The sequence below is a fragment of the Bosea beijingensis genome (genome assembly GCF_030758975.1).
Taxonomy (GTDB): Bacteria; Pseudomonadota; Alphaproteobacteria; order Rhizobiales; family Beijerinckiaceae; genus Allobosea; species Allobosea beijingensis.
Map to the genome: position 1 here is coordinate 887,636 of NZ_CP132359.1, position 25,016 is coordinate 912,651.

Genomic DNA, 25,016 nt, shown 5'->3' on the forward strand with positions numbered 1-25,016 from the left:
CTCCGCAAGCACCCGTTCACAAGAAAATAGCCGGCAGCGTCTCAGACCGGCCGGGCGAGGTCGAGGATGCGCAATTCCGCGGTCTCCCGGCCGCCCCAGCGGTTGAGAGAAAGCGTCGCGGCCACATGCACCATCTCGCCGCGAGCGGCGAACAGGGCCTGTCCGAGCGGCTCCTGCGCCGCACGGAAGGCGATTCCGCCGATGCTGGCGCCGTCGCCTGACCGCAGCTTGATGCGGACATGGCCGCCGCTGCCGATTTCGACGGCATCCGTCAGGCGATGCGCCGGAAAGACGAAGACCGGCTCCGGGCTGCCGGAACCGAAGGGGCCGGCCTTGTCGACCTCGGCCAGGAGACGGGGGGTGGCGCCGCCGGCGCTCAACGCGGCATCGACAAGCAGGGCCTCGGCATCGCCGACGGCGGCGACCTCACGCGAGAGATAATCTTTGAGGAAGGCGTGGAAGCCATTGGTCTGGCCCGCGGCAAGCGTCACGCCTGCCGCCATGGCATGACCGCCGCCCTTGACCGCGTGCCCGGCCTCGACGGCCGCGCGCACCGCACGGCCGAGATCCACGCCTGCGATCGAGCGGCCGGAGCCGGTCGCACCGCCCTCCCCGTTGACTGCCAGCGCGAAGGCCGGACGGCGGAAGCGTTCCTTCAGTCGGGCCGCGACCAAGCCGACGATCCCGGGATGCCAATCTGCGCTGCCGGCGAGCAGCACCGGCAGCTCGGCTGCTCCCATCAGCTCGTGCTCGGCCTGCGAAACCGCCTCCAGCACGGCGAGGCGCTCGATCTCCTGGCGCTCCTGATTGAGGCGGTTGAGCTCGGTCGCGATGGTGCGCGCCTCGACCTCGTCATCGGTCAGGAGCAGGCGTGCGCCGAGCACGGCATCGCCGATGCGACCGCCGGCATTGATGCGCGGACCGAGCAGAAAGCCGAGATGCCAAGGCTGGATCGGCCCGTCGAGGCCGGAGACGTCCATCAGCGCGGCAAGACCCGGCCGGGCACGGCTGCGCATCATCGCCAGCCCCTGCCGCACGAAGGCGCGATTGAGGCCCTGCAACGGCACGACATCGGCCACCGTCGCCAGCGCAACGAGATCGAGCGCCGCCAGCAGGTCGGGCTCGCCACCCCGCGCGGCCCAATGGCCCTGCCGGCGCAGTTCGCGGCTCGTGGCGACGAGAGCGAGAAAAACGACGCCGGCGGCGCAGAGATGGCCGAGACCGGAGAGATCGTCCTGCCGGTTCGGATTGACGAGCGCTTCGACGGCCGGCAGCCGCTCCGGCGCCTGGTGATGGTCGAGCACGACGACATCGAGGCCGAGCCGGCGCGCCTCCGCCAAGGGCTCCTCGCTGGTCGTGCCGCAATCGACCGTGACGAGCAGGGTCGCACCCTCGCCCGCCAGCATGCGGATCGCCTCGCTATTGGGGCCATAGCCCTCGATCAGCCGGTCCGGGATGTGGATGCGCGGGCGGGCACCGGCCTGCGTGAGGAAGCCGGCCAGCAAGGCCGAGGAGCAGGCGCCGTCGACATCGTAATCGCCGAAGATCGCGACCCGCTCGCCTTTGATGCCGGCCTGCGCCAACCGGGCGGCAGCGGCTTCCATGTCGGTGAGGACGGCGGGGTCGGGCAGCAGGTCGCGCAGCTTCGGCTCTAGGAAGAGCGCCGCTTCGGCCGGTTCGACGCCGCGCGAGGCGAGCAGGCGCGCGAGGATGTCGGAAAGCCCTTCGCGCTGGGAGAGCGCCTCGGCCCGGCCCAAGCCCGCCGTATCGAGCCGATCGCGCCAGGGGCGGCCGAGGGCCGAACGGCTCACGCCGAGGAAAACACGGGACTGCTGCACCAGACTCATCGTGCCACCGGCGTCGCCCATAGCGGGCGCAAGGTCAACCAGCGTCGAACTTGGCCGGGCCCGGTAGCCTCGCCATAGTACGGGCAGACCATCGGCAAAGCGGCATCGCGGGGGATCATGCAGCACGAAACCGATGTGGCGATCGTAGGCGCGGGGCTTTCCGGCCTCGTCGCAGCCTGCGAGGTCGCAGAAGCCGGGCGCAAGGTCGTGCTGCTCGATCAGGAGCCGGAGCAATCGCTGGGCGGGCAGGCCTTCTGGTCTCTCGGCGGGCTGTTCTTCGTCGACAGCCCCGAGCAGCGGCGCCTGCGCATCAGCGATTCGCGCGCGCTGGCCCATGACGACTGGTTCGGCTCGGCCGCGTTCGACCGGCCCGAGGACGGCTGGCCGCGGCGCTGGGCGGAGGCCTATCTCGATTTCGCCGCGGGCGAGAAGCGAAGCTGGCTGCATGGGATGGGCATGCGCTGGTTCCCGGTCGTCGGCTGGGCGGAGCGCGGCGGCTATCTCGCCACCGGCCATGGCAATTCGGTGCCGCGCTTCCATGTGACCTGGGGCACGGGGCCGGGCGTGCTGGAGCCTTTCCTGCGCCGGGCAAAGGAAGCTCAGGCGAAAGGGTTGCTGTCCTTCCGCTTCCGCCATCGCGTCACCGGCATTACAAAGAGCGGCGGCAAGGTGGATGGGGTCGAGGGCGAGGTTCTGGAGCCGAGCAGCGTCGCACGCGGCGAGAAGAGCGGGCGCGGGGTCGTGGGCTCGTTCAGCCTGAGGGCGCAGGCGGTGATCGTCACCTCCGGCGGCATCGGCGGCAACCACGAGCTTGTCCGGGCCAACTGGCCGGCGCGGCTGGGCCAGGCCCCTGCCCGCTTGCTGTCGGGCGTGCCTGATCATGTCGACGGCGTGATGCTCGGCGTGGCGCAAGCGGCCGGCGGGCGCCTGATCAATTGCGACCGGATGTGGCACTATGTCGAGGGCATCGCCAACTGGGCGCCGATCTGGCCGAAGCATGCCATCCGCATCCTGCCCGGCCCGTCCTCGCTCTGGCTCGACGCGCGTGGCCATCGCCTCCCGGTGCCGCTCTTCCCCGGCTTCGATACGCTGGGCACGCTCGAGCACATCATGAAGACCGGCTACGACTATTCCTGGTTCGTGCTGAACCGCAGCATCATCGCCAAGGAATTCGCGCTCTCGGGCTCGGAGCAGAACCCCGACCTGACGGGCAAGAGTTGGAAGCAGGTGCTGGGCCGCGCGGGCGGCGGCGTGCCCGGCCCGGTGCAGGCCTTCATGGACAAGGGCGCGGATTTCATCGTCGAGAGTGATTTTTCGCAGTTCGTCGCGCGCATGAACGCGCTCGCCGGCGAGCACCTGATCGACGAGGCGAACCTGCGCGGGCAGATCGAGGCGCGCGACCGGGCTCTGGTCAATCCGTTCGGCAAGGACCTGCAGGTCACGGCCTTACGCGGCGCGCGCAATTATCTCGGCGACAGGCTGATCCGCACGGCAAAACCGCACCGCATCCTCGATCCCGCGCATGGGCCATTGATCGCCGTCAGGCTCAATATCCTGACGCGGAAATCGCTGGGCGGATTGATGACGGATCTGTCGTCGCGCGTGCTGGACGAGGCCGGCGAGCCGGTGCCGGGGCTCTATGCGGCGGGCGAAGCCGCCGGTTTCGGCGGCGGCGGCGTGCATGGCTACCGGGCGCTGGAAGGCACCTTCCTCGGCGGCTGCATCTTCTCGGGCCGCGCCGCCGGGCGGGCGGCGGCGGGCGCTGTGATCTGATTTCCTTTCACGTCATCCCGGACGAACCGCGTCAGCGGCGCCGATCCGGGATACATCCCTGAGCCGTTCCGGAATGGATCCCGGGTCAGCGCTTCGCCAAGCCCGGGATGACCGCGTGAGGAAAGTACTCAGTCGAGCTGGAACTTCGAGAACTCGCGGTGCTCACCATAGATGCGGCGGACCGTGCCGGTGATCGAGCGGTAGACCAGCGTCTCCGTCTCGATGAAATCCTTGCCGAAGCGCACGCCCGAAAGCATGCCGCCATCGGTGACGCCGGTGGCGCAGACGATGACGTCACCCGAGGCCATTTCCGACATGTCGTATTTCTTGTTGGGGTCCTTGACGCCCATGCCGGCCGCGCGCACGCGCTTTTCCTCGGTGTCGAGGATGAGGCGGCCCTGCATCTGGCCGCCGACGCAGCGCAGTGCCGCCGCGGCGAGCACGCCTTCCGGGGCGCCGCCGATGCCGAGATAGAGGTCGATGCCGGTCTTCTCGGGCTGGGTGCAGAAGATCACGCCGGCGACGTCGCCATCGGTGATCAGGCGGATCGAGCAGCCGGTCTTGCGGACCTCCTCGATCAGCTTGGCATGGCGCGGGCGGTCCATGATCAGCGTGGAAATCTCGTTCGGCTTGACGCCCTTGGCCTTGGCCAGCGCGTTGATGTTGTCGGCCGGCGAGGCGTCGAGGTCGATCACGCCCTTCGGGTAGCCCGGACCGCAAGCGATCTTGTCCATGTAGACGTCGGGCGCATAGAGCAGGCTGCCGGCGCCGGCCATCGCCATCACGGCGATCGAGCCGGGCATATCCTTGGCGCAGAGCGTGGTGCCTTCGAGCGGGTCGACCGCGATATGCACCTTCGGGCCCTGCTTGTTGCCGACCTTCTCGCCGATGAAGAGCATCGGCGCCTCGTCGCGCTCGCCCTCGCCGATGACGATCTCGCCATCGATCGGCAGGCGGTTCAGTTCACGGCGCATCGCGTCGACCGCAGCCTGGTCGGCCGCCTTCTCGTTGCCGTGGCCACGCAGGCGGGCGGCTGCGACGGCGGCGCGCTCCGTGACGCGCACGAGTTCCATCGAGAGATAGCGCTCGATGATCTGGTCGGGGGAGATGCGGAGATCGACGGACATGAAATGTAGTCCCCTTTGAAATCGGGAGATGGAAGGAGGTCTTGTCAGACCTGTTCGCGTTCAATCCGAATAACTTGTGGCGGTTCCGCGACATGGCCGTCGGCGATGACCTTTTCCAACGCGGCGCGGATCGTGGTCTCGCTCGTCGCATAGGTGATGAGCACGACCGGGACCGGCGCGCCGGAGCGGCCACCGGGATCACGCGTCGCAGCCTCGGGCGAGCGGCGCTGGACGATGCTTTCCAGCGAGATGTCGGCTTCGGCCATGCGCGTCGCGATGGCGGCGGCGGCGCCGGGACGGTCGGCCACGGCCAGGCGGACATAGTAGCCGCCCTCATGGCGCTGCATCGGGGCGCGCTTCGCCTCTTCCAGACGTGCGACCGGCAGGCCGAAGGGCAGGCCGGCCGTGCCGCGCGCGACATCGGCGATATCGGCGACGACGGCCGACGCCGTCGGGTCGCCGCCGGCGCCGGGTCCGACCAGCGTGATCTCGCGGACCGCGTCGGCGTCGACGCTGACGGCGTTGAGCACGCCCATCACCTGCGCGATCGGGGAGGATTTCGGCACCATGGTCGGGTGAACGCGCTGCTCGATGCCGGTCTTGGTCCGCTCGGCGACGCCGAGCAATTTGATGCGGTAGCCGAGGTCGTCGGCCATCTTCAGGTCGAGCGGCGTGATCGCGGAAATGCCTTCGACATGAATCGCTTCGGCGTCGATCTTCGTGCCGAAGGCGAGGCTCGTCAGGATCGCGAGCTTATGGGCGGTGTCGAAGCCCTCGACATCGAAGGTCGGGTCGGCTTCGGCATAGCCGAGGCGCTGCGCGTCCTTGAGGCAGGCCTCGAAGGTCAGTCCCTCCTGCTCCATCCGCGAGAGGATGTAGTTGCAGGTGCCGTTGAGGATGCCGGAGATGCGGCTGACATTGTTGCCGGCCAGTGCCTCGCGCAGGGTCTTCACCACGGGAATGCCGCCGGCCGAGGATGCCTCGAAGGCGAGCGCCACGCCCTTGCTCTCGGCGAGGTCGGCGAGCGCCACGCCATGGGCCGCGAGCAGCGCCTTGTTGGCGGTGACGACATGCTTGCCGGCCGACAGGGCCGCCTCGACGGCAGCCTTGGCCGGGCCGTCGGAGCCACCGACCAATTCGACGAGGCAGTCGATCTCGTCCGATTTCGCCAGCGCGACCGGGTCGTCGAACCAGGCGAGGCCGCCGAGATCGATGCCGCGATCGCGGTTGCGGTCGCGCGCCGAGACGGCGGTGACACGGATCGCGCGGCCGCAGCGCGCCGCCAGGGCATTTTCCTGCCGGCGCAGGATGCGCAAGGTGGAGGCGCCGACCGTGCCGAGGCCGGCAAGTCCGATGCGCAGGGGCTGGGAGGCTGGCGAAAGAGGCACGCTGGTCATGCGCGCGGCGTCGCATGAGGTGCGGCGCGAGTCAACGTGGAAGCCGCCTCAGCCGAAATGGCAGACGACCTCGGCGGCAACGCGCTTCACCTTGCCGTCCTCGAAACCCAGATAGATGCGCAGCAGATTGGTGCCGAAGGCGGTCGCCTTGATGGTGTGCAGCGCCTCGATCGTCGTCTCCTGGGAAACGGTGCTGTTCTCGACCGCGGGGGTCCAGAACCAGGGTTTCGGCGGATCGATCGTGATCTCCGAGAGCGCGCGCTCGGCATCGGCCCGGCCGGTGCCGACCGGGATGTAGCGGGTGACGATATCCGTCGCGTCGCGGGCGCATTCCCGGCCACCGGAAACCGCCAGCACATCCGAGACCAGCGCCGAGTTCGTCTGCGTGATGCGGCCACGCGAATAGTCATAGGTCGCGACGAGGCAGATCAGCGCGAAGACGGCGAAAGCGACGCCGAGCAGGCGGCCTGTTCGTAACATGGAAGCGAGCCTCGGACGCGATGCGGAGCCATCCGTCCGCATCGCATCGGTTCCCATGTTTTGCGGGCGCGGTCCAGAGGCATGCGATGCCGCAGGCGCGGCAACCTCACGCCGTCATCCCGGACAAGCGGCGAAGCCGCGCCGATCCGGGATGACCACGTTCTTTCTTTGGAAGCGAGAGAGGACCCTACCCCGCCTTCGGCATCTGGATGACGTTGTGCAGCGTGGTGTCGGCGCCCTTGAGGAAGCGGCCGATATTGCGCGCGGCCTGGCGGATGCGCTGCTCGTTCTCGACGATGGCGATGCGGACATAGTCGTCGCCATGCTCACCGAAGCCGATGCCCGGCGCGACCGCGACCTCGGCCTTCTCGATCAGCAGCTTCGAGAATTCCAGCGAGCCGAGATGGCGGAACTTCTCGGGGATCGGCACCCATGCGAACATCGAGGCCTCCGGCGCCGGGAACTCCCAGCCGGCCTTGCCGAAGCTCTCGACCAGCGCGTCGCGGCGCTTGCGGTAGATCTCGCGCATCTCGCGGATGCAGTCGTCCGGGCCGTTCAGCGCAGCGGCCGCCGCGACCTGGATCGGCGTGTAGGCGCCGTAGTCGAGATAGGATTTCACCCGCGCCAGCGCCGCGAGCAGGCGCTCGTTGCCGACGGCGAAGCCCATGCGCCAGCCGGCCATCGAGAAGGTCTTCGACATCGAGGTGAACTCGACCGCGACATCGATCGCGCCCGGCACCTGCAGCATCGAGGGCGGCGGGTTGTTCTCGTCGAAATAGACCTCGGCATAGGCGAGGTCCGAGAGCAGGATCAATTCATGCTTCTTCGCGAAGGCCACGAGGTCCCGGTAGAAATCGAGCGAGGCGACATAGGCCGTCGGATTGGCGGGATAACAGGTGACGAGCGCGATCGGCTTCGGCACCGAATGCATCATCGCCCGCTCCAGCGCCGGGAACATCGCCGGCGTCGGCTCGGCCGGAACGGAGCGAATCACGCCGCCCGCCATCAGGAAGCCGAAGGCGTGGATCGGGTAGCTCGGGTTCGGCACCAGCACGACGTCGCCCGGCCCGGTAATGGCCTGGGCCATGTTGGCGAAGCCCTCCTTCGAGCCCAGCGTCGCGACGACCTGCGTGTCGGGGTTGAGCTTCACGCCGAAGCGGCGCTCGTAATAGCTTGCCTGGGCGCGACGCAGGCCGCCGATGCCCTTCGAGGCGGAATAGCGGTCGGTGCGCGGCTTGCCGGCGGTCTCGACCAGTTTCTCGATGACGTGCTTGGGCGCCGGCAGGTCGGGATTGCCCATGCCGAGATCGATAATGTCGACGCCCTTGGCGCGCTCGGCAGCCTTGATCTTGTTGACCTGTTCAAAAACGTAGGGCGGCAGGCGCTTGATACGGTGAAAATCGGTCATCTCGAACAGGTCCTCGGCCGCCCAGGGGCGGTGTCATGATTTCGCGCGGATTACATCCTTGCGCCGAGGGTGCTTAGCATCGCATCTTTCGTCATGACAGGGTCCACGACGCAATATTATGCGATTCGTCGGCCGATGACGTTGATCGGCAGCCGGCTCAATCTGCCGGGACCAAACCCGCCCTCAGTTCTGCGGGATCTTCGCCGGCGCCGGCGGCGGCGTGCTGCCAAGCGTCTTAGCGGTGTTGCCGGCAGCCGCATTGGCCTTCTGCTTGGCCTCGAGCGTGGCCTCGATCTTCTTGTAGTCCTCGACCGGCTTGCGCGGCGCCGCCCGGGTCACGCTCGACCCGACGGGGACGTATTCGAGGTCGGCCGGGCGGGCTTCGCGGACGAAAGCCTTCGATTGCTGCGGCGTCGTCGCGAGGCCCGCCGCCTCGGCGGCGCCCTTGAGTCCCTCGTCGCTGCCACAGCCGGCGAGCGCCGTCCCGATCGCGACCAGCGCCGCCGGCATCAGGAGCAACTTTTTCGCGGAGATTTCGGTCGGCATCGTTGCATCCAGCGGTTGTCGATTTTGCTTGGTAAAGCACACAGGCTGCGTCCTTAATAGGACCAAAATGGAGCGCCATGCGCTATCCGACAATGACTGGGGGAAAGGGCGAGATATGAGCGGCAAAAGCGACAGGGCGAAGGACACCACCGGCCCGGCCGAGGCCGCCGCGCCCGACTTCGACCAGTTCGCGCAGAATATGGGCCGGCTCGTCGAGGAATACGGCAAGGTCACCGCCGCCTATCTGAAACCGGTCGAACGCGGCGAGGCCAAGACCGGCCAGGCCGACGAGGCCAGCGACATGGTCAAGACGCTGGGGCGCGTCGCCGAACGCTGGGTCAACGATCCCTCCAAGATCATCGAGGCGCAGGCTTCCCTCACCGGCGACTTCATGAACCTGTGGAGCGCGGCCTTGAAGCGGGCCGGCGGCGAGGAGGTCGCGCCCGTCGCCGAGCCGGACAAACGCGACGGCCGCTTCAAGGACCCGGACTGGACCAACCACCCGACCTTCGATTTCATCAAGCAGGCCTACCTGATCGGCTCGCGCTGGGCCGAGACGATGGTGGACAAGGCCGACGATCTCGACCCGCATACCCGCGAGAAGGCCCGCTTCTACATCAAGCAGATCGCCGGGGCGCTTTCGCCGACCAATTTCGTCGCGACCAACCCCGAATTGCTGCGCGAGACGCTGCAGCAGAACGGCGAGAACCTCGTGCGCGGCATGAAGATGTATGCCGAGGATGTCGAGGCCGGCGGCGGCGAGCTCAAGATCCGCCAGTCGGATGCGAGCTCCTTCGAGGTCGGCGTCAATATCGCGACGACGCCGGGCAAGGTCATCTTCCGCAACGAGATCATCGAACTGATCCAGTACGCGCCCGCGACGCCGCAGGTGCTGAAGCGGCCGCTCCTGATCGTGCCGCCCTGGATCAACAAGTTCTACATCCTCGACCTCAACCCGGAGAAGAGCTTCATCCGCTGGTGCGTCGAGCAGGGGCTGACGGTCTTCTGCATCTCCTGGGTCAATCCCGATGCGCGCCACGCCGCCAAGGATTTCGAGAGCTACATGCGCGAGGGCATCTTCGCCGCGCTCGACACGATCGAGGACGTGACGGGCGAAAAGAAGGTCTCGACGATCGGCTACTGCGTCGGCGGCACGCTGCTCGGCGTCACGCTGGCCTATATGGCGGCGGTGCGCGACAAGCGCATAGAAAGCGCGACCTTCTTCACCACGCAGGTCGATTTCTCGCAGGCCGGCGAACTCTCGGTCTTCGTCGACGAGGAGCAAATCCGCGCGATCGAGGAGCAGATGGCCCGCACCGGCTATCTCGACGGCTCGCGCATGTCGGGCGCCTTCAACATGCTCCGGCCGAACGACCTGATCTGGTCCTACGCGGTCAACAACTACCTGAAGGGCAAGGCACCGACCCCGTTCGACCTGCTCTACTGGAACTCGGATTCGACGCGGATGCCGGCGGCGAACCACTCCTTCTACCTGCGCAACTGCTACCTCGACAACAAGCTCTCCAAGGGCGAGATGCGGATCGGCGGCAAGAAGCTCGATCTCAAGCAGATCGCGATCCCGATCTACAATCTCGCGGCGCGCGAGGACCATATCGCCCCCGCCCAATCGGTCTTCAACGGCTCGCAATGCTTCGGCGGGCCGGTCGAGCATGTCGTCGCCGGCTCGGGCCATATCGCCGGCGTGGTCAATCCGCCGGCCAAGGTGAAGTACCAGTACTGGACCGGCGGCCCGGCCAGGGGCCGCTATGCGGACTGGCTGGCCAAGGCCGACGAGCATCCTGGCTCGTGGTGGCCGCACTGGTTCGGCTGGCTGGAGGCCCAGGCGCCGAAGAAGGTTCCGGCCCGCGAGCCGGGCGGCGGCAAGCTCAAGCCGCTGGCCGATGCCCCAGGGACCTATGTGAAGATGAAGGCCTAGCCAGCGCCTCGCCTTTCCCTTTGCTCAGGCGCTGTCGGCCGCGCGTGCGCCGACGGCCTTGCGGAAGAACACCACGCGCTCCGTTTCGGCAAAGCCGAGCGCGCGGTGGAGAGCCAGGCTCGCCGCATTGCCGATCGCAGCGTCGGAGGAGAATTCCGTGCAGCCCTGCGCTCGCCCCCAGTCCTCGACGGCGCGGCAGAGCATCCGGCCGATCCCGGAACGCCGGTATGGTTCGGCGACGAAGATACCTTCGAGGAAGACGACGGGCGATGTCTCGCAGCCATTGACGTAGTCGCTGCGCAAAGCCGCCTCGGCAAAGCCGACGCAGGCGCCCTCGCCCGTCAGGGCCACGCAGGCGAAATCGCGATCATTCGCGGCGGCCAGCGTCTCCGCCAGTTCCGTGCCATGCGCCTGCGCATCCTGATCCGGCCAGAGCTCGGCCCGCAGAGCCGCCCATTCGCCCAGATGCTGCTCTCCGGCTCTTTCGATCTTGATCGTCATCTTCACTCCAGGCTGCAGCTTCGCAGGCGATGCTTGCGCGAGGCTACAGCCAGCATCCCGGAAAAACCGGCGGGATAACGGCAACAAAAAAGCCGGCCCGAAGGCCGGCTCTTTTGCGTCGGAGCGATGCCGCTCAGTTCTTGCGGACGACCGGGCGAACCGGGATCGTCTCCATCGGGTTGTCCCAGCGATAGGTCAGCGCGGCCGACATGATGTGGACCTGCGGCTTCGCCTCCGCGGCGTAGATGACCGGCGCGGCCGGGCTGAACTGGGGATGGCCGGGGCCGTAGTTCACGCGTGCCTTGTTCACATGGATATAGGTGTAGCCGAGGTCGAGATTGATCTTCTCCGAGAACTTGTAGCTCAGACCGGCAGAGAGCCAGAGGCGGTCGTTGTCGGAGATATAGACCGTGCGGTTGGTGTCGTTGACCGCCGAGAGTTCGTAGCCGACACCGGCGCGCAGCGTCAGGTCGCGGTTGTACTTGTATTCGAGACCGGCAGCGAAATACCAGGAGTCGTCATAGACGAAGTTCAGGCTGTTGACCGGCAGGCCGGTGAGCTGGCTGACGATCGGGATACGGCGGAAGCGGCTCCAGTTCGTCCATTCGACGCCGAGATGAGCCTGCCACTGGTCGTTGATCTGCTGCGAGACGCCGAAGACGACAGAGTCGGGCAGATTCAGGTTCGCCCTGATCGGCAGCACGGCGTTGGGCAGCCAGAACTTGCCTTCGAGCGTCTGCCGGATCGAGGAGCGATAGGCGATACCGATATTGGTGCCCTGCCAAGGCGTGAGGTTCACACCGAAGCGATAGCCGAAATCGATGGTGTCGCCATCGAGGATCGCATTGCCGGCAGCGGCCGTCAGGCCGGTCGCCTGCTTCAGATTGGCCTTGAAATACTGGACCTGGAGCGCGGCACCGATCGAGATCCAGTCGTTGAGCTGGTAGCCGATGGTCGGCGAGACGTTGATCGAGCGCACCTTGGCCGAGCGGCCATAGGTCTGGGCAGCGTTATAGGTGTTGTCGGCCTTGGAGCGCAGGCCGAACGGCGCGCCGGTCGTCATACCGATCCAGAGCCGGTCGTTGAGCTGCCAGGCGGAGTAGGACGCGGGAATGAAGGCGCCATCGCCGCCGAGTTCGCCGGTGCCGAGCGGGCTGCCACCCAGCGCGGTGTTCGGCACCGTGACGCCCGGCGCAACCGAGACGCGCGTGCCCTGGGTCGGCGTGTATTCGCCCTGCGGCAGCAGATAGGTGAAGTTCCACTGGCTGTTGCGGCCGGGGAACATGGTGATGGTCGCCGGGTTCCAGGCCATCGAACCCATGCCGATGCCGCCAGCGGCAGCGCCGGCATAGGCCATGCCGAGACCCTCGGCGCTCTGGCCGCTGCGGATAGCGAAGGAGCTCGCCGAAGCCGCTCCAGCCGCGAGCAAGGCGGCGAGCGAGACGGTGGCGGCTGCGGCGGTACGAACAAGGCCCTTCATCGAATCCATCCCGGTTCTAGGTTCTTCGAGGCCAGACACCCCGCTTGATTCGAACCATGACCCGAGCCGTTTCCCGCCGCAATCCTGCTTCTGCCGCCCTGAAATCGCCGCAAGACATCCGCAATTCAGCCCGAGAGAGCCGGAAACTGCTCAAAATCACCGGTTTTCGGACATGCGTCGGCGAGATTGTTCAGAAAGATATCGTTTATATAAGAACTATTGTCGGTTTTCGCGCATTTCCGGCCCGCCCCGATCCCTTAGGCTACCCCAAGGTCAATCGTCGGTTTGGGAAGCCCCGTTGCATTCGGGCAACAATCCGGCCGCCTGCTCCTTGCGGATGTCCCATGCGCGATGATGGGCTTGTGTTTCCAGCCGGCATCCGATCAGAATCCCCTCACCCATTTAGATCGTTTGAAACGGGGGAAACACCTTGAAACTGCTCCGCTACGGCGCATCCGGCCAGGAGAAGCCGGCCCTTCTCGATGCCAAGGGCGGGTTGCGCGACCTGTCCGGCGTCATTCCCGACCTCGCCGGCAAGGCGCTGACCTCTGCCTCGCTCGCCAAGATCAAGGCGCTTTCGCCGGAATCGTTGCCGCTGGTGTCCGGTTCGCCGCGCATCGGCGCCTGCGTCGCGGATGTCCGCAACTTCATCGCCGTCGGCCTGAACTTCGCCGATCACGCCGCCGAGACCGGCGCCGAGATCCCGAAGGAGCCGATCCTGTTCAACAAGGCCCCGAACTGCATCGTCGGACCGAATGACGACGTGATCATCCCGAAAGGCTCGCAAAAGACCGACTGGGAAGTCGAGCTTGCGATCGTGATCGGCGACGGCGGCTCCTATATCCCGGAAGACAAGGCCATGGCGGCAATCGCCGGGTTCTGCGTCTGCAACGACGTCTCCGAGCGCGCCTTCCAGCAGGAGCGCGGCGGCCAGTGGGCCAAGGGCAAGGGCTGCCCGACCTTCGGGCCGCTCGGCCCCTGGCTCGTCACCACCGACGAGGTCAAGGACATCCAGAATCTCGGCATGTGGCTCGAGGTCGACGGCGAGCGCGTGCAGAACGGCTCGACCAAGACGATGATCTTCGGCGCGGCCTATCTGGTCCACTATATCAGCCAGTTCATGCGGCTCGATCCGGGCGACGTCATCACCACCGGAACGCCCCCTGGTGTCGGCCTCGGCTTCAAGCCGCCACGCTTCCTGAAGGGCGGCGAAGTCGTCACTCTCGGCATCGAGGGCCTCGGCGAGCAGAGGCAGAATTTCGTGCCCTACAAGGGCTGATCCGGAAGGGGCGCTGCGGCGCCCCTTTTCATGTCGGTGGAGTCATATACCGGCGCCGGGTCATACCGACACCCGGTGGGCGCTTCACCCGGCCACGAAGCCGATGCGGGGAACAAGGACGCCAACGCGAAAAGGCACTGCCGAAGCTGCTTGACCTAGCTTCGGCAGTGCAAGCGGATACTCGCCTGTGGCCTTGCAGCCTCGTTGCGGACCACCACCATGGCCTCGTCGGAAAATCCTGCCATCCCCCAAATGGGAGTTTCCCAGGCGTCATTCTGCCTCGCCACGGCCGGAAATGGCCGATGTTTCAGCCCGGTGATCGATTTTCCTCATGATTGCGAAGGGATTTCGCGCTTTTTCCCCTGCCGCATCAGCCTGGCCCGGCAGCGCTCTTCAACAAGCCCACCAGATCGGCCTGCCGGCGCGTGCCGGTCTTGGCGAGGATTCGCTTCAGGGTCGTGCGCGCGGTCGCCTCGGTGACGCCGAGACGCAGCGCCGCGTCCCGCGGCGGATGGCCGGCGGCGATGACCGCGGCCAGCCGCGCCTCGGCCGGGGTAAGATCGAACAGGCCTGCAATCAGGCCTGCATCCGGTCCCGCGCCCACAGTGACCGGCGTCGCGACGATGATGGCACCGGCGAAGGAGAAGATGTCACGTGCGCGTCCGCGCACCGGCGCGACATGCACGACCATCGGGTTCGCGCCGCGCCAGGCCGGAATCGGCACGGAGTGGATGGGCTGAGGCAGGTCCGTCCGCGAGAATCCCGCGATCACATTGGCCAGCATGTCGTCGGCCGGAGCATAGCTCAGGGCGAGGCGGGCGGTGCGATCGAGGAAGACGCTCGGAGTCAGATCCTGGAACAGTGTGTTGGCGTCGAGCACATGGCCCCGCAGGCCGAGAACCGCAGCCGGCAGACCCATCAGTTCGAGCGCCTGAGATGCGGCGCGGGCGCGCTCCATCGCAAGGCGGCGCCCGAGCAGCCCGGCCCGGGCGAAATGCGGACGCAAACGGTCCAGCGCCGCAATGGCCTGGCCATCGACGGTGCCCTCCGCGAACGAACGCTCGCAATGGACGATCGTGGTGTCGCCGGTGGGCGCCGTAATCACCGTGGCCACCCCGGAACCGTATCCGGCCGGGATCAGGATGTCCTGATAGACCGGCTCATGCGCGATCTCGTCACGGCTGAAGACATCTTCGTCGGTGATGAAGCCGAGCCGGCCGTGCGCGAGCAGACGCTGGGCCCGCTCGTTGACGGCGAAGGGGATGCGGCGCAGCACCTCCTCGTAACCATCGGTGAATTCGGGCGTTGAGCCGATAAGCCGTGCCTCGTCATGCAGCACGGTCCCCAGCAATGCTTCGCGACAACTGGCTATCCGCGCCGTGTCGCGGAGTACGGCGGGCCAGCTCTCGGGAACGATCGCGGCCTCGTAGATGCCGTCGATCAACGCATTCTCGAACTCGCTGCCCGTCACGTCGCTCCCTCTCGTGGGACAACCAAACTATCCCGCCCGACGCCAAAAAGTCTCGTCAAAACACAGGTCTTGGTTGATGGTGCAACGCGCTCGCAGCCGGAAAGTTCAGCCCTCCGGCAATCCGAGCATCAGGCGGATGTTCTGAACGGCCGCGCCGGACGCGCCCTTGCCAAGATTGTCGAGCCGCGCGACCAGCACCGCCTGGCCGAGATCGTCCTGCCCGAACACCGTGAGCTCCAGCTTGTTGGTGTCGTTCAGCGCTTCCGGTTCGATCTTGCCGTTCTTGCCGTCCTGAGAGAGGACGCTGACATAGGTCGAGCCGGCATAGCGCTCGGCCAGCGCGTGATGCAGATCGGCCGCGCTCGGCCGGCCGGGCAGCGTGTCGAGATGCAGCGGCACCGAGACCAGCATGCCCTGCCGGAAATTGCCGACGGAGGGCACGAAGATCGGCCGCCGGGTCAGCCGGGCATAGGCCTGCAATTCGGGCAGGTGCTTGTGACGGAGCCCGAGGCCGTAAAGCTCGAAGGCCGGGGCGACGCCGGTCTCGAAATCCTCGATCATCGACTTGCCGCCGCCGGAATAGCCGGAGACGGCGTTGACGGTGACCGGATGGTCCTGCGCCATCAGCCCGGCATCGACAAGCGGCCGCAGCAGCGCGATCGCGCCCGTCGGATAGCAGCCGGGATTGGCGACGCGGTCGGCCTTGGCGATCTTCTCGGCATGGCCGGGCTCAAGCTCGGCGAAGCCATAGACCCAACCCGGCGCGACACGGTGAGCCGTCGCGGCATCGACGATCTTGGGCGCGTCGGAGCCGAGCTGATCGGCGAGCGCGACCGATTCCTTGGCGGCATCGTCGGGCAGGCAGAGCACGACGAGATCGACGCTCGCCATCATGTCCTTGCGGGCAGCCGGGTCCTTGCGCTTGTCGGGATCGATGCTCTTGACCGCGACCTCGGGCACCACGGCCAGGCGCTCGCGGATGCCGAGACCGGTCGTGCCGGCTTCGCCGTCGATGAAGATGGTTTTCAGGTTCTGGCTCATCGGGCACCCCGGTGGCTGGCAGGCAAGTCGGCTAAGGGCATAAAAAAACCGCGCTCCATGGCGCGGTCGCGGGCGTTCGGACGTCAGCCGAGCGTCATCGCGGGCGCGCCGGAGCGGCCTGGACAGGGCGACGTCGGATGAAGCTCGTCATCATGGCACCGTATATGTTCGCGCTTGGGCCGGGTGTCAATCAAAGCTTGGAGGCCGGCGTCATTCTCGGGTGGAGCGAAGCGCAGACCCGAAAGGCTCTTGCGGAAGGAGGGGCAGGAATCTCCGTGTCATGAGCGGCTCGGGTCAAGCCCGAGCAAGCAGCGAACAATCTCGAAAACGCGATTCATCTGAATCGCTTCGCCGCACCTCCTCTCAAACCGATTCAGCCGCCCCGCTTCAGCGCCAGCGCCTGGATGTGATGCTGGACGATGGTCGAGGCTGCGATCGCGGTGATGTCGGCATGGTCGTAGGGCGGCGAGACCTCGACCACGTCCATGCCGCGGATATCGAGATCGCGAAGCGCCCAGAGGATGCGCAGCGCCTGATCCGCGGTGAAGCCACCGGAGACCGGCGTGCCGGTGCCGGGCGCGAAGGCGGGATCGAGTGCATCGATGTCGAAGGTGAGATAGGCCGCGCCCTCCCCGACCCGCTCGCGGATGCGACTTGCCGTGCCGGCCACGTCGAGCTCCTGCGCCTCATAGGCGCCGATGATGGCGATGCCGCAATCGCGCGGCGCAACCGTGCGGATGCCGACCTGGATCGAGCGCTCGACATCGATCAATCCCTCGCGCACCGCCTCCAGTACGAAGCTGCCATGGCCGATTCCGCCCGGACCATCGTCCCAGGTGTCCTGATGGGCGTCGAACTGGATCAGCGCCAGCTTGCCGTGACGCGCGACATGGGCGCGCAGCAGCGGCAGGGTGATGAAGTGATCGCCACCGAGCGTCACGAGATGGGCGCCCGAGGCGAGGATGCCGGCGGCTTCGGCCTCGATCGCGCGCGCGCAGCCCTGAAGATCGCCGCGCGGCAAGGCGCAATCGCCATAGTCGATCGCCGAGAGCCGGGCGAAGGGGTCGATGCCCGAGGGATATTGCGGGTCACCGTCGAAAATCGCACTGGCGCGGCGGATCGCCTGCGGGCCGAAGCGGGTGCCCGGCCGGTTGGTGACGGAAAGATCGAAAGGCACCCCCCAGATCACCAGATCGGCATCGGCAACGTCCTTGCCGTAGCGGCGGCGCATGAAGGAGAGCGCGCCGGCATAGCTCGGGTCGGCGGCGCCGCCGCGCCTGTCCCCGGTGAAGGCATGGTCGATCGGCGGCTTGTCGGTGGCTTCGGTCATGTGCCTCTCGGATCGTCAGCGGCGCGCATTGAACCAGACATAGAGGCACCAGGGCAGGATCAGCGCGAGCGCGGTCAGGACGAGCCGCAGCATCGTCCAGGCGTTCGGGTTGTTGAGTGCGCGCCCGTCGAGCTCCGGCACGCCGTGGATGAAGCCGAGCGCAATGGCCGGCGCGAGGAAGATGACCAAGGCCCGCGCGATGCGCCGCCCGCGCGGCAGCTCCTCCCGGGCCAGCATCAGCAGGGCCGGCACCGCGATCATGCCGAAAGCGATCAGGACGAGGAGGACGCGCATGGGCCTCTTGCTACATCAGAGCCGGACAGCACGCGAGTGGCTGCCGCCGAAACTACCGTCCACCACCAACCTTCAGGATGATGCCCGTCGTGTAGCTCGAAGCGCCGGAGAGCAGGAACAGGACCGCCTCGGCGATCTCATCGGCCGTCGCTGCGCGCTTCAGCGGAATCAGCGGCGCGATCCGCGCGACGCGTCCAGCCTCGCCGGTCGAGAGCGCGTGGATTTCGGTCTCGGTGATGCCGGGCGCCACCGCGTTCACCCGGATACCCTGACCAGCCAGCTCCTTGGCGAGGCCGATGGTGAGGGAATCGACCGCGCCCTTCGACGCCGCGTACCAGACATATTCTCCTGGCGAGCCCAGCTCCGCCGCGATGGAGGAGATGTTGACGATTGCCCTGCCCTCCGCAGCTTCGTTGGCCATGAGAGCACGGACCGCCTCACGCGCGACGAGGATCGCGCCGGTGACGTTGACGTCGATGCATTCGCGGATGATCGCGATATCGGCCTCGGCAAGCGGGCCCGACTTGCCGGTGATGCCGGCATTGTTGACGACATGGGTCAACGGCCCCAGCGCCGCCTTCGCCTCGGCGAAGACGCGGATGATGTCGGTCGCGCTCGCCATGTCGCCCTGCAGAGCCACAGCCTCCGCCCCCGCCGCCTCGCAGGCCGCGACGACCTCGGCAGCGGCCTTGGCGTTGCTCTGGTAGTTCACCGCGACATCGTAGCCGCGCCCGGCCGCCATGATGCAGGTCGCGGCGCCGATGCCGCGGCTGCCGCCGGTGACGAGGAGGACGGGGCGGGTCATGGCGGGCTCCTTCACGAGACACAGCCCTCATCCTGAGGAGCTATTCCCGTGGGAACGGCTCCTCAGGATGAGGGCTGGGACAGATAGAAGAGCAATAGAAACGAAAAGGGCGGCTCTTGCGAGCCGCCCTTCCGCATACCGGTAATCCCGGAAACGATCAGCGCTTCGAGAACTGGAAGCTGCGGCGGGCCTTGGCCTTACCGAACTTCTTACGTTCGACGACACGCGAGTCGCGGGTCAGGAAGCCTTCCTTCTTGAGCGGGCCGCGAAGCTCCGGCTCATAATGGGTCAGCGCCTTGGAGATGCCGTGGCGCACCGCGCCGGCCTGGCCGGAGAGACCGCCGCCCTTGACCGAGACGATGACGTCGTACTGGGTCAGGCGATCGACGAGCTGCAGCGGCTGCTTGAGCACGAGGCGCAGCACCGGGCGAGCGAAGTAGATCTCCTGGTCGCGGCCGTTGACGGTGACCTTGCCGGAGCCCGGCTTGATCCAGACGCGGGCGATGGCGTTCTTGCGCTTGCCGGTGGCATAGGCGCGGCCCTGCGCATCGACCTTCTTGACGTGGACCGGAGCTTCCGGCTGAGCGGGCTTGGCGACGTCGCCAAGCTGGGAGAGAGACTGCAGAACTTCAGCCACGGTCAGACCCTCTTGTTCTTGCTGTTGAGCGCGGCGACGTCGAGCGCCTCCGGCGACTGGGCAGCGTGCGGATGCTCCGCGCCCTTGTAGACGCGCAGGTTGCCGAGGATCTGGCGGAAGAGCGGGCCGCGCGGCAGCATGCGCTCGACGGCCTTCTCGACGACGCGCTCAGGGAAGCGGCCTTCCAGAATGAACTTGGCCGAACGCTCCTTGATGCCACCCGGGAAACCCGTGTGGTGGTAGTAGTTCTTCTGCTCGCGCTTGCGGCCGGTCAGGGAGACCTTCTCGGCATTGATCACGATGACATTGTCGCCGCAGTCGACGTGGGGGGTGTAGGCGGCCTTGTGCTTGCCGCGCAGACGCATCGCCACAACGGAGGCGAGACGGCCGACGACGAGCCCGGAGGCGTCGATCACAACCCACTTCTTTTCGACATCGGCGGGCTTGAGCGAGACGGTGGTCTTCATCGCGGTACCCCTCGGTTGCGTAAAAAAGGACAAGCCGCCGGAGAGCCCGGCGGCGGTGTGGCGTCGGGATAGGGGCAAGGAAGCCGGCTGTCAAGCGCTACGATCGCCACTCAAAAGCAGAAAACGTCGATTTTTCAATAGACTGCAAAAAACGGTATCAGGATACCGCATATTATTTTGCGCTGCGGTTGGGACCGCGTGCCGCTCAACGCCCGGCAGGGATCGAATAGGTCCCGGTCGCGTGGCAGACCATGTCCGGTTCCCCTTGCGAATAGAGGCAGACCTCGCCGACCGCGAGCCGCTTGCCGAGCTTGAGCAGCTTCGCTTCGCCGATCAGCGCGGCCTGGCCGGGCTTGCGCAGGAAGTTGAAGTTGAGGCTCGTCGTCACCGCGAGGCCGACCGGACCGATCTGGGCGAGGATCGCCGCATAAAGCGCAAGGTCGGCCAGCGCCATCATGGTCGGGCCCGAGATCGTGCCGCCGGGGCGCAGGTGCTTCTCATGGTAGTCGCAGCGCATCCGGGCCGTCATCGGCCCGACCTCTTCGATGAAATAAGTGCGCCCGCCATGATGAAGCTGGGGGAAAACCTCGTCGAGATAGGCGTCGATCTCGGAGGCGCTCATGCGGGTCGTCATGCGGAAAACCGAAGGCTGAGGCGGGACTTCTCCCCTTGCAGCATGGCCGACCGGCTCCGACAATAGGCGGAATTGCGGAAGGGGAGCCCGATGAACGCCCATCACAAGCCGGAAGCCGCGCCCGTCCTGCTGCGCGAGGATGCCGGCGGCGTCGCGACGCTGACGCTGAACCGCCCGCAGGCGCGCAACCCGCTGAGCGAGGCGATGCTGGCGGCGTTGAGCGAGACTTTCACCGCGATCGTGGCCGATCGCTCGGTCAAGGCCGTCATTCTCGCGGCAGCCGGGCCGGTGTTCAGCGCCGGGCACGACCTCAAGGAGATGACGGCCCGTCGCGCCGATGCCGACCGGGGCCGGGCTTATTTCACGGATATCCTCGGGCGCTGCTCGGCCATGATGCAGCAGATCACCGCCCTGCCCCAGCCGGTGATCGCAGCCGTCGAAGGCACGGCGACGGCGGCCGGCTGCCAGCTTGTCGCGAGCTGCGATCTCGCGGTCGCGGGCGAGGCCTCCCGCTTCTGTACGCCCGGCGTCCATATCGGGCTGTTCTGCTCGACGCCGATGGTTGCGCTCTCGCGCAACCTCTCGGCCAAGCACGCGCTGGAGATGCTGCTGCTCGGTGAGATGGTCCCGGCGGACGAGGCGGCGCGCATGGGCCTCGTCAACCGCGTCGTGCCGGCCGGCGAGGCGCTGGCCGAGGCCCAGCGGCTGGCCGCGATCATCGCCTCGAAATCGCCGGCGACGGTCAAGATCGGCAAGCGCGCCTTCTACGAACAGCGCGAGATGGGGCTGAAGGCGGCCTATGACCACGCCTCGGCGGTGATGGTCGAGAATATGCTCGCTCGGGACGCCGAGGAAGGTATCGGCGCTTTCGTCGAGAAGCGTGCGCCGGTGTGGGAGGGAAAGTAGCAGCCTCCACGTCATCCCGGGCGACCGGAGGGAGACCCGGAATCCATGCCGGAACCTCCATTGGAAACGCTCCGGAATGGGTTCCGGATCTCCGCATCGCTGCGTCCGAGATGACGGCGTGATTGTTGCAGCCTATATCGATCCTGCGCCTTCCCTGCCGCTGAGCCTCAGCTTCATGAACCACGACGCCTATCCCGACAGCCTGATCCGCGACATCCTGAAATCCGTGAAAAGGATCGCGCTGGTCGGCGCCTCCGCCAACGAGGCGCGGCCGAGCTGGATCGTGACGAAGTACCTGATCGACCGGGGTTACGACGTCATTCCGGTCAACCCCGGTCTCGCCGGCCAGACGATCCTCGGCAAGACTGTCTATGCCGCGCTCAAGGACATTCCCGGCCCGATCGACATGGTCGAGATCTTCCGCAATTCGGAAGCGGCCGGCCCGATCACCGACGAGGCGCTGGCGCTCGATCCCCTGCCCAAGGTGATCTGGATGCAGCTCTCCGTGCGCAACGACGAGGCCGCGGCGCGGGCCGAGGCGAAGGGCGTCACCGTCATCATGAACCGCTGCCCGAAGATCGAATACGGCCGGCTTTCCGGCGAGATCGGCTGGCAAGGCATCAATTCGCGCATTCTCTCGGCCAAGAAGCCGGTGCTTGCCGGCAAGGGTTTCCAGAAGCTGACGATCCACCGGCCGGGGACCTGACCGGCCTGCCGCTCTCGAATTGACGCCTCGCCAACCGTTCGTTAAATCGAACGATCCGTTTTCGACGTCAGATTGTCAGGGAGCAACCATGACCGACCGCGCACCGGGTTTCAGCACACTCGCCATCCATGCCGGAGCGGCCCCCGACGCAGCGACGGGCGCACGCGCCACGCCGATCTACCAGACGACCTCCTTCGTCTTCGATGATGTCGACCATGCCGCCTCGCTATTCGGCCTGCAGGCCTTCGGCAACATCTATACCCGCATCGGCAACCCGACGAACGCGGTGCTGGAGGAGCGCGTCGCGGCGCTGGAGGGCGGCACGGCGGCGCTCGCCGTCGCGTCCGGCCATGCGGCCGAGTTCCTCTGCTTCCACGCGCTGCTGCAGCCGGGCGACGAGTTCGTCGCGGCGCGCAAGCTCTATGGCGGCTCGATCAACCAGTTCAACCATTCCTACAAGAGCTTCGGCTGGAACGTGATCTGGGCCGATCCGGACGATGTCGAAGGCTTCGCCGCCGCCGTGACGCCGAAGACCAAGGCGATCTTCATCGAGTCGATCGCCAATCCGGGCGGCGTCATCGTCGACATCGCCGCGATCAGCGCCATCGCCAAGAAGCACAACATCCCGCTCATCGTCGACAACACGATGGCCTCGCCCTATCTGCTGCGCCCGTTCGAGCATGGCGCCGACATCGTCGTGCATTCGGCGACGAAGTTCCTCGGCGGCCATGGCAACTCGATCGGCGGCCTGATCGTCGATGGCGGCTCGTTCAACTGGGTCGGCGACGACCGCTACCCGATGCTCTCCAAGCCACGGCCGGAATATAACGGCATGGTGCTGGGCGAGACCTTCGGCAACTTCGCCTTCGCCATCGCGACCCGCGTGCTCGGCCTGCGCGATCTCGGCCCGGCTCTGTCGCCCTTCAACGCCTTCATGCTGCTGACCGGCATCGAGACTTTGCCCTTGCGCATGCAGAGGCACTGCGAGAGCACGCAGAAGGTTGCCGAGCATCTCCAGAAGCATCCGGCGGTCGAGTGGGTCAGCTATCCCGGCCTGGCCGGCGACAAGTACGAGCAGCTTGCCAAGCGCTATACGCCGAAGGGGGCCGGCGCGGTCTTCACCTTCGGGCTCAAGGGCGGCTACGACGCCGGCGTCAAGCTGGTCTCGAACCTCAAGCTGTTCTCGCATCTCGCCAATATCGGCGACACGCGCTCGCTGGTGATCCACCCGGCGTCCACGACGCATCGCCAGCTCACCGACGAGCAGAAGATCGCGTCCGGCGCCGGCCCTCAGGTGGTGCGCCTCTCGATCGGGCTCGAGGATGTCGAGGACCTGATCGCGGATCTGGATCAGGCGCTGACCTGATCGAAACGCGCATCCCTGAAATGATAAAGGCGCCGGAAACGGCGCCTTTCTCTTTGAGATGCTCGGGCGGCGCTCCTTACGCCCGCGCCGCCTGTTCCGTTCGGGTGACATGGACCACGCCCATCGCCAGCACGGCGAAGCCGAGCGCCTGATGAGCGAGGCCGGCCCAGAGCGGCACCACCAGCAGCAACGTGACGATACCAAGCGCCGATTGCGCCAGCACCAGCCCGGCGATGGCGGTCGCACGCTTGGCGCTGCCCGATCCCGGCGCGGCGCGGCGCAGCTTCAGCACGTTCCACAAGGCGACGGCGAAAAGGATATAGGCGCCGATGCGGTGGTTGAACTGCACCAGCGCGACATTGTCGACGAAGTTCTCCCAGAACGGCGACTGGGCGAAGAGCTGCGAGCCCGGCGGCACCAGCACGCCGTCCATCAACGGCCAGGTGTTGAAGGTGAAGCCCGCCTTCGAGCCTGCGACGAGCCCGCCGAGCGCGATCTGCACGAAGAGCAGCAGCAGCAGCAGCCAGGCCATCGCCCTGCACCGCGCCGGCTCGACCCGACGCAACGGCGTCAGCGCCGTCGCGAAGGCAATGACCGAGGCGAAGAACAGGCCGGCGAAGGTGAGATGCAGCGTCAGCTTCACCGGCGCAACCGCGACCATGCCGGGCTGCAGGCCCGACGCGACCATGATCCAGCCGATCGCGCCCTGCAGGCCGAGCAGCAGGCCCATGCCGAACAACGTCGCGATCTGTCGGGCCGGCAGCAGGCGGCGCAAGGCAACGACGAGGAAGCCCGCGAGATAGATCAACCCGATGAAGCGGCCGAGCTGGCGATGCCCCCATTCCCACCAGTAGATGAACTGGAATTGGCCCAGGCTCATGCCCTCGTTGAGGAGCTGGTATTGCGGGCTCGCGCGGTACTTGCCGAATTCCTCGGCCCAGGCTTCGGCGGAGAGCGGCGGCATCGCCCCGGTGATCGGCTTCCATTCGGTGATCGAGAGGCCGGAACCGGTCAGCCTTGTCGCGCCGCCGACCACGACCATCAGGAAGACAAGCCCGGCCACGATCCAGAGCCAGCGGCGGATGCCGGCATGATCAGTCCTGGCGCGATCGCCGGCAGTCTGGTTCAGAGCTAGGGTCACGGGTGGGCTTTCGGTCGCAGACGCTGGCGCTTCACAAGCGCGCTCGCCGGTGACATAGACCCGTCGCTCCGGCGCGACAACGCCCGCATTGCCGCAGCAGCCGAGCCCGCGCGGTGGAGAGCCCGATGAAACAACGCAACCGCAAGCTGATCGGGACCGTGCTGATCCTCGTCTTCGTCTGCGTCTACGCGCTCGTCGCGATGGCGCTGGCACAAGGGCGGATCACCGAGGCCTCGAAGCCGGTGCAGACCATTGCCTACATCGTGCTCGGCCTCGCCTGGGTGCTGCCGTTGCTGCCGCTGATCAAGTGGATGGAGCGCAAGGACGAGGCTTGAAACGCTTCTCCGGTCTCAACGGGAGAACCACCGTTGTTGTGAGCAGCTCGTCCGGTCGTGGGTTCCGGGTTCTTCGCTCCGCGAAGCCCCGGAATGACAAGCCGAGAGG

Annotated in this window: 24 protein-coding genes; 7 read left to right on the top strand and 17 right to left on the bottom strand. The window is 66.7% G+C overall.

Translation table 11 applies throughout. The annotated features are described in order from the left end of the window. Positions 1-41: 41 nt before the first annotated feature. Positions 42-1,847: a single-stranded-DNA-specific exonuclease RecJ gene (recJ, locus tag Q9235_RS04345; protein ID WP_306225556.1), complete on the bottom strand. Its 1,806-nt coding sequence runs from the start codon at positions 1,845-1,847 to the stop codon at positions 42-44. A 117-nt stretch (positions 1,848-1,964) separates the two neighbouring features. On the opposite strand from recJ, the gene Q9235_RS04350 reads away from it, so the two are divergent. After that, a complete protein-coding gene (locus Q9235_RS04350) occupies positions 1,965-3,620 on the top strand; it encodes an FAD-binding dehydrogenase (RefSeq protein WP_306225557.1) in 1,656 nt (551 codons plus the stop codon). A gap of 128 nt (positions 3,621-3,748) precedes the next feature. Here Q9235_RS04350 and glpX read toward each other — a convergent pair whose 3' ends face one another. From glpX to Q9235_RS04375, 5 genes are all read right to left on the bottom strand, one after another. Further along, positions 3,749-4,747, bottom strand: a complete 999-nt coding sequence (glpX, locus tag Q9235_RS04355; RefSeq protein ID WP_306225558.1) for a class II fructose-bisphosphatase — start codon at positions 4,745-4,747, stop codon at positions 3,749-3,751. Between the two features lie 44 nt (positions 4,748-4,791). Then, positions 4,792-6,144 carry a homoserine dehydrogenase gene (locus tag Q9235_RS04360; protein WP_306225559.1) on the bottom strand — a complete coding sequence of 451 codons (1,353 nt, stop codon included), beginning with the start codon at positions 6,142-6,144 and terminating at the stop codon, positions 4,792-4,794. A gap of 48 nt (positions 6,145-6,192) precedes the next feature. Further along, positions 6,193-6,624 carry a hypothetical protein gene (locus tag Q9235_RS04365; protein ID WP_306225560.1) on the bottom strand — a complete coding sequence of 144 codons (432 nt, stop codon included), beginning with the start codon at positions 6,622-6,624 and terminating at the stop codon, positions 6,193-6,195. A gap of 187 nt (positions 6,625-6,811) precedes the next feature. After that, entirely contained in the window at positions 6,812-8,032 is a 1,221-nt protein-coding gene (locus Q9235_RS04370; RefSeq protein ID WP_306225561.1) for an LL-diaminopimelate aminotransferase, read from the bottom strand. Positions 8,033-8,215: 183 nt separating this feature from the next. Beyond that, entirely contained in the window at positions 8,216-8,578 is a 363-nt protein-coding gene (locus tag Q9235_RS04375) for a hypothetical protein (protein WP_306225562.1), read from the bottom strand. Between the two features lie 115 nt (positions 8,579-8,693). On the opposite strand from Q9235_RS04375, the gene phaC reads away from it, so the two are divergent. After that, complete coding sequence (gene phaC, locus Q9235_RS04380; protein WP_306225563.1) at positions 8,694-10,514, top strand: class I poly(R)-hydroxyalkanoic acid synthase; 1,821 nt, start codon at positions 8,694-8,696, stop codon at positions 10,512-10,514. A gap of 24 nt (positions 10,515-10,538) precedes the next feature. On the opposite strand, the gene aac(6') is transcribed toward phaC, so the two are convergent. Further along, a complete protein-coding gene (gene aac(6'), locus Q9235_RS04385) occupies positions 10,539-11,015 on the bottom strand; it encodes an aminoglycoside 6'-N-acetyltransferase (RefSeq protein WP_306225564.1) in 477 nt (158 codons plus the stop codon). Between the two features lie 133 nt (positions 11,016-11,148). Continuing rightward, positions 11,149-12,495: an OmpP1/FadL family transporter gene (locus Q9235_RS04390; RefSeq protein ID WP_306225565.1), complete on the bottom strand. Its 1,347-nt coding sequence runs from the start codon at positions 12,493-12,495 to the stop codon at positions 11,149-11,151. Between the two features lie 430 nt (positions 12,496-12,925). Here Q9235_RS04390 and Q9235_RS04395 point away from each other — a divergent pair, with 430 nt between their 5' ends. Next, on the top strand, positions 12,926-13,774 hold the full coding sequence (locus Q9235_RS04395; RefSeq protein ID WP_306225566.1) for a fumarylacetoacetate hydrolase family protein: 849 nt from the start codon (positions 12,926-12,928) through the stop codon (positions 13,772-13,774). Between the two features lie 370 nt (positions 13,775-14,144). Here the strand turns inward: Q9235_RS04395 and Q9235_RS04400 are convergent, their stop codons facing one another. The 8 genes from Q9235_RS04400 to Q9235_RS04435 all read right to left on the bottom strand — a co-directional run bounded on the left by Q9235_RS04400 (position 14,145) and on the right by Q9235_RS04435 (position 20,453). Next, positions 14,145-15,245 carry a helix-turn-helix transcriptional regulator gene (locus tag Q9235_RS04400; protein ID WP_306225567.1) on the bottom strand — a complete coding sequence of 367 codons (1,101 nt, stop codon included), beginning with the start codon at positions 15,243-15,245 and terminating at the stop codon, positions 14,145-14,147. A gap of 105 nt (positions 15,246-15,350) precedes the next feature. Further along, positions 15,351-16,286: an N-acetyl-gamma-glutamyl-phosphate reductase gene (gene argC, locus Q9235_RS04405; protein ID WP_306225568.1), complete on the bottom strand. Its 936-nt coding sequence runs from the start codon at positions 16,284-16,286 to the stop codon at positions 15,351-15,353. 373 nt (positions 16,287-16,659) lie between these two features. After that, a complete protein-coding gene (gene speB / locus Q9235_RS04410; protein ID WP_306225569.1) occupies positions 16,660-17,616 on the bottom strand; it encodes an agmatinase in 957 nt (318 codons plus the stop codon). Positions 17,617-17,631: 15 nt separating this feature from the next. After that, positions 17,632-17,910, bottom strand: coding sequence for a hypothetical protein (locus tag Q9235_RS04415; protein ID WP_306225570.1), 279 nt, complete (start codon positions 17,908-17,910; stop codon positions 17,632-17,634). Between the two features lie 52 nt (positions 17,911-17,962). Beyond that, entirely contained in the window at positions 17,963-18,715 is a 753-nt protein-coding gene (locus Q9235_RS04420; RefSeq protein ID WP_306225571.1) for an SDR family oxidoreductase, read from the bottom strand. A 157-nt stretch (positions 18,716-18,872) separates the two neighbouring features. Continuing rightward, the gene (gene rpsI / locus Q9235_RS04425) at positions 18,873-19,352 is read right to left on the bottom strand and encodes a 30S ribosomal protein S9 (RefSeq protein WP_306225572.1); all 480 of its coding nucleotides are present in this window, start codon (positions 19,350-19,352) and stop codon (positions 18,873-18,875) included. Positions 19,353-19,354: 2 nt separating this feature from the next. Beyond that, a complete protein-coding gene (rplM, locus tag Q9235_RS04430; protein WP_047574119.1) occupies positions 19,355-19,819 on the bottom strand; it encodes a 50S ribosomal protein L13 in 465 nt (154 codons plus the stop codon). 205 nt (positions 19,820-20,024) lie between these two features. Then, positions 20,025-20,453 carry a PaaI family thioesterase gene (locus Q9235_RS04435; RefSeq protein WP_306225573.1) on the bottom strand — a complete coding sequence of 143 codons (429 nt, stop codon included), beginning with the start codon at positions 20,451-20,453 and terminating at the stop codon, positions 20,025-20,027. A gap of 90 nt (positions 20,454-20,543) precedes the next feature. Here Q9235_RS04435 and Q9235_RS04440 point away from each other — a divergent pair, with 90 nt between their 5' ends. The 3 genes from Q9235_RS04440 (at position 20,544) to Q9235_RS04450 (ending at position 23,431) form a co-directional block, all read left to right on the top strand. Then, a complete protein-coding gene (locus Q9235_RS04440) occupies positions 20,544-21,359 on the top strand; it encodes an enoyl-CoA hydratase (protein ID WP_306225574.1) in 816 nt (271 codons plus the stop codon). A gap of 175 nt (positions 21,360-21,534) precedes the next feature. After that, on the top strand, positions 21,535-22,065 hold the full coding sequence (locus tag Q9235_RS04445; protein WP_306228115.1) for a CoA-binding protein: 531 nt from the start codon (positions 21,535-21,537) through the stop codon (positions 22,063-22,065). A gap of 88 nt (positions 22,066-22,153) precedes the next feature. Beyond that, complete coding sequence (locus Q9235_RS04450; RefSeq protein ID WP_306225575.1) at positions 22,154-23,431, top strand: O-acetylhomoserine aminocarboxypropyltransferase; 1,278 nt, start codon at positions 22,154-22,156, stop codon at positions 23,429-23,431. Between the two features lie 76 nt (positions 23,432-23,507). Here Q9235_RS04450 and Q9235_RS04455 read toward each other — a convergent pair whose 3' ends face one another. Further along, positions 23,508-24,572: a COX15/CtaA family protein gene (locus tag Q9235_RS04455; RefSeq protein WP_306225576.1), complete on the bottom strand. Its 1,065-nt coding sequence runs from the start codon at positions 24,570-24,572 to the stop codon at positions 23,508-23,510. Positions 24,573-24,697: 125 nt separating this feature from the next. Between Q9235_RS04455 and Q9235_RS04460 the strand changes: the two genes are divergently transcribed. Further along, on the top strand, positions 24,698-24,907 hold the full coding sequence (locus Q9235_RS04460; RefSeq protein ID WP_306225577.1) for a DUF2842 domain-containing protein: 210 nt from the start codon (positions 24,698-24,700) through the stop codon (positions 24,905-24,907). Positions 24,908-25,016 lie beyond the last annotated feature (109 nt).

Coding starts and splice junctions, on each gene's coding strand:
- Q9235_RS04370 (WP_306225561.1), bottom strand. CDS start 8,032: ATGACCGATTTTCACCGTATCAAGCGCCTGCCGCCCTACGTTTTTGAA.
- argC (WP_306225568.1), bottom strand. CDS start 16,286: ATGAGCCAGAACCTGAAAACCATCTTCATCGACGGCGAAGCCGGCACG.
- phaC (WP_306225563.1), top strand. CDS start 8,694: ATGAGCGGCAAAAGCGACAGGGCGAAGGACACCACCGGCCCGGCCGAG.
- rplM (WP_047574119.1), bottom strand. CDS start 19,819: ATGAAGACCACCGTCTCGCTCAAGCCCGCCGATGTCGAAAAGAAGTGG.
- Q9235_RS04415 (WP_306225570.1), bottom strand. CDS start 17,910: ATGCGCGTCCTCCTCGTCCTGATCGCTTTCGGCATGATCGCGGTGCCG.
- glpX (WP_306225558.1), bottom strand. CDS start 4,747: ATGTCCGTCGATCTCCGCATCTCCCCCGACCAGATCATCGAGCGCTAT.
- Q9235_RS04365 (WP_306225560.1), bottom strand. CDS start 6,624: ATGTTACGAACAGGCCGCCTGCTCGGCGTCGCTTTCGCCGTCTTCGCG.
- Q9235_RS04460 (WP_306225577.1), top strand. CDS start 24,698: ATGAAACAACGCAACCGCAAGCTGATCGGGACCGTGCTGATCCTCGTC.
- Q9235_RS04350 (WP_306225557.1), top strand. CDS start 1,965: ATGCAGCACGAAACCGATGTGGCGATCGTAGGCGCGGGGCTTTCCGGC.
- Q9235_RS04450 (WP_306225575.1), top strand. CDS start 22,154: ATGACCGACCGCGCACCGGGTTTCAGCACACTCGCCATCCATGCCGGA.
- Q9235_RS04375 (WP_306225562.1), bottom strand. CDS start 8,578: ATGCCGACCGAAATCTCCGCGAAAAAGTTGCTCCTGATGCCGGCGGCG.
- speB (WP_306225569.1), bottom strand. CDS start 17,616: ATGACCGAAGCCACCGACAAGCCGCCGATCGACCATGCCTTCACCGGG.
- Q9235_RS04440 (WP_306225574.1), top strand. CDS start 20,544: ATGAACGCCCATCACAAGCCGGAAGCCGCGCCCGTCCTGCTGCGCGAG.
- Q9235_RS04420 (WP_306225571.1), bottom strand. CDS start 18,715: ATGACCCGCCCCGTCCTCCTCGTCACCGGCGGCAGCCGCGGCATCGGC.
- Q9235_RS04390 (WP_306225565.1), bottom strand. CDS start 12,495: ATGAAGGGCCTTGTTCGTACCGCCGCAGCCGCCACCGTCTCGCTCGCC.
- Q9235_RS04435 (WP_306225573.1), bottom strand. CDS start 20,453: ATGACGACCCGCATGAGCGCCTCCGAGATCGACGCCTATCTCGACGAG.
- recJ (WP_306225556.1), bottom strand. CDS start 1,847: ATGAGTCTGGTGCAGCAGTCCCGTGTTTTCCTCGGCGTGAGCCGTTCG.
- Q9235_RS04445 (WP_306228115.1), top strand. CDS start 21,535: ATGAACCACGACGCCTATCCCGACAGCCTGATCCGCGACATCCTGAAA.
- Q9235_RS04360 (WP_306225559.1), bottom strand. CDS start 6,144: ATGACCAGCGTGCCTCTTTCGCCAGCCTCCCAGCCCCTGCGCATCGGA.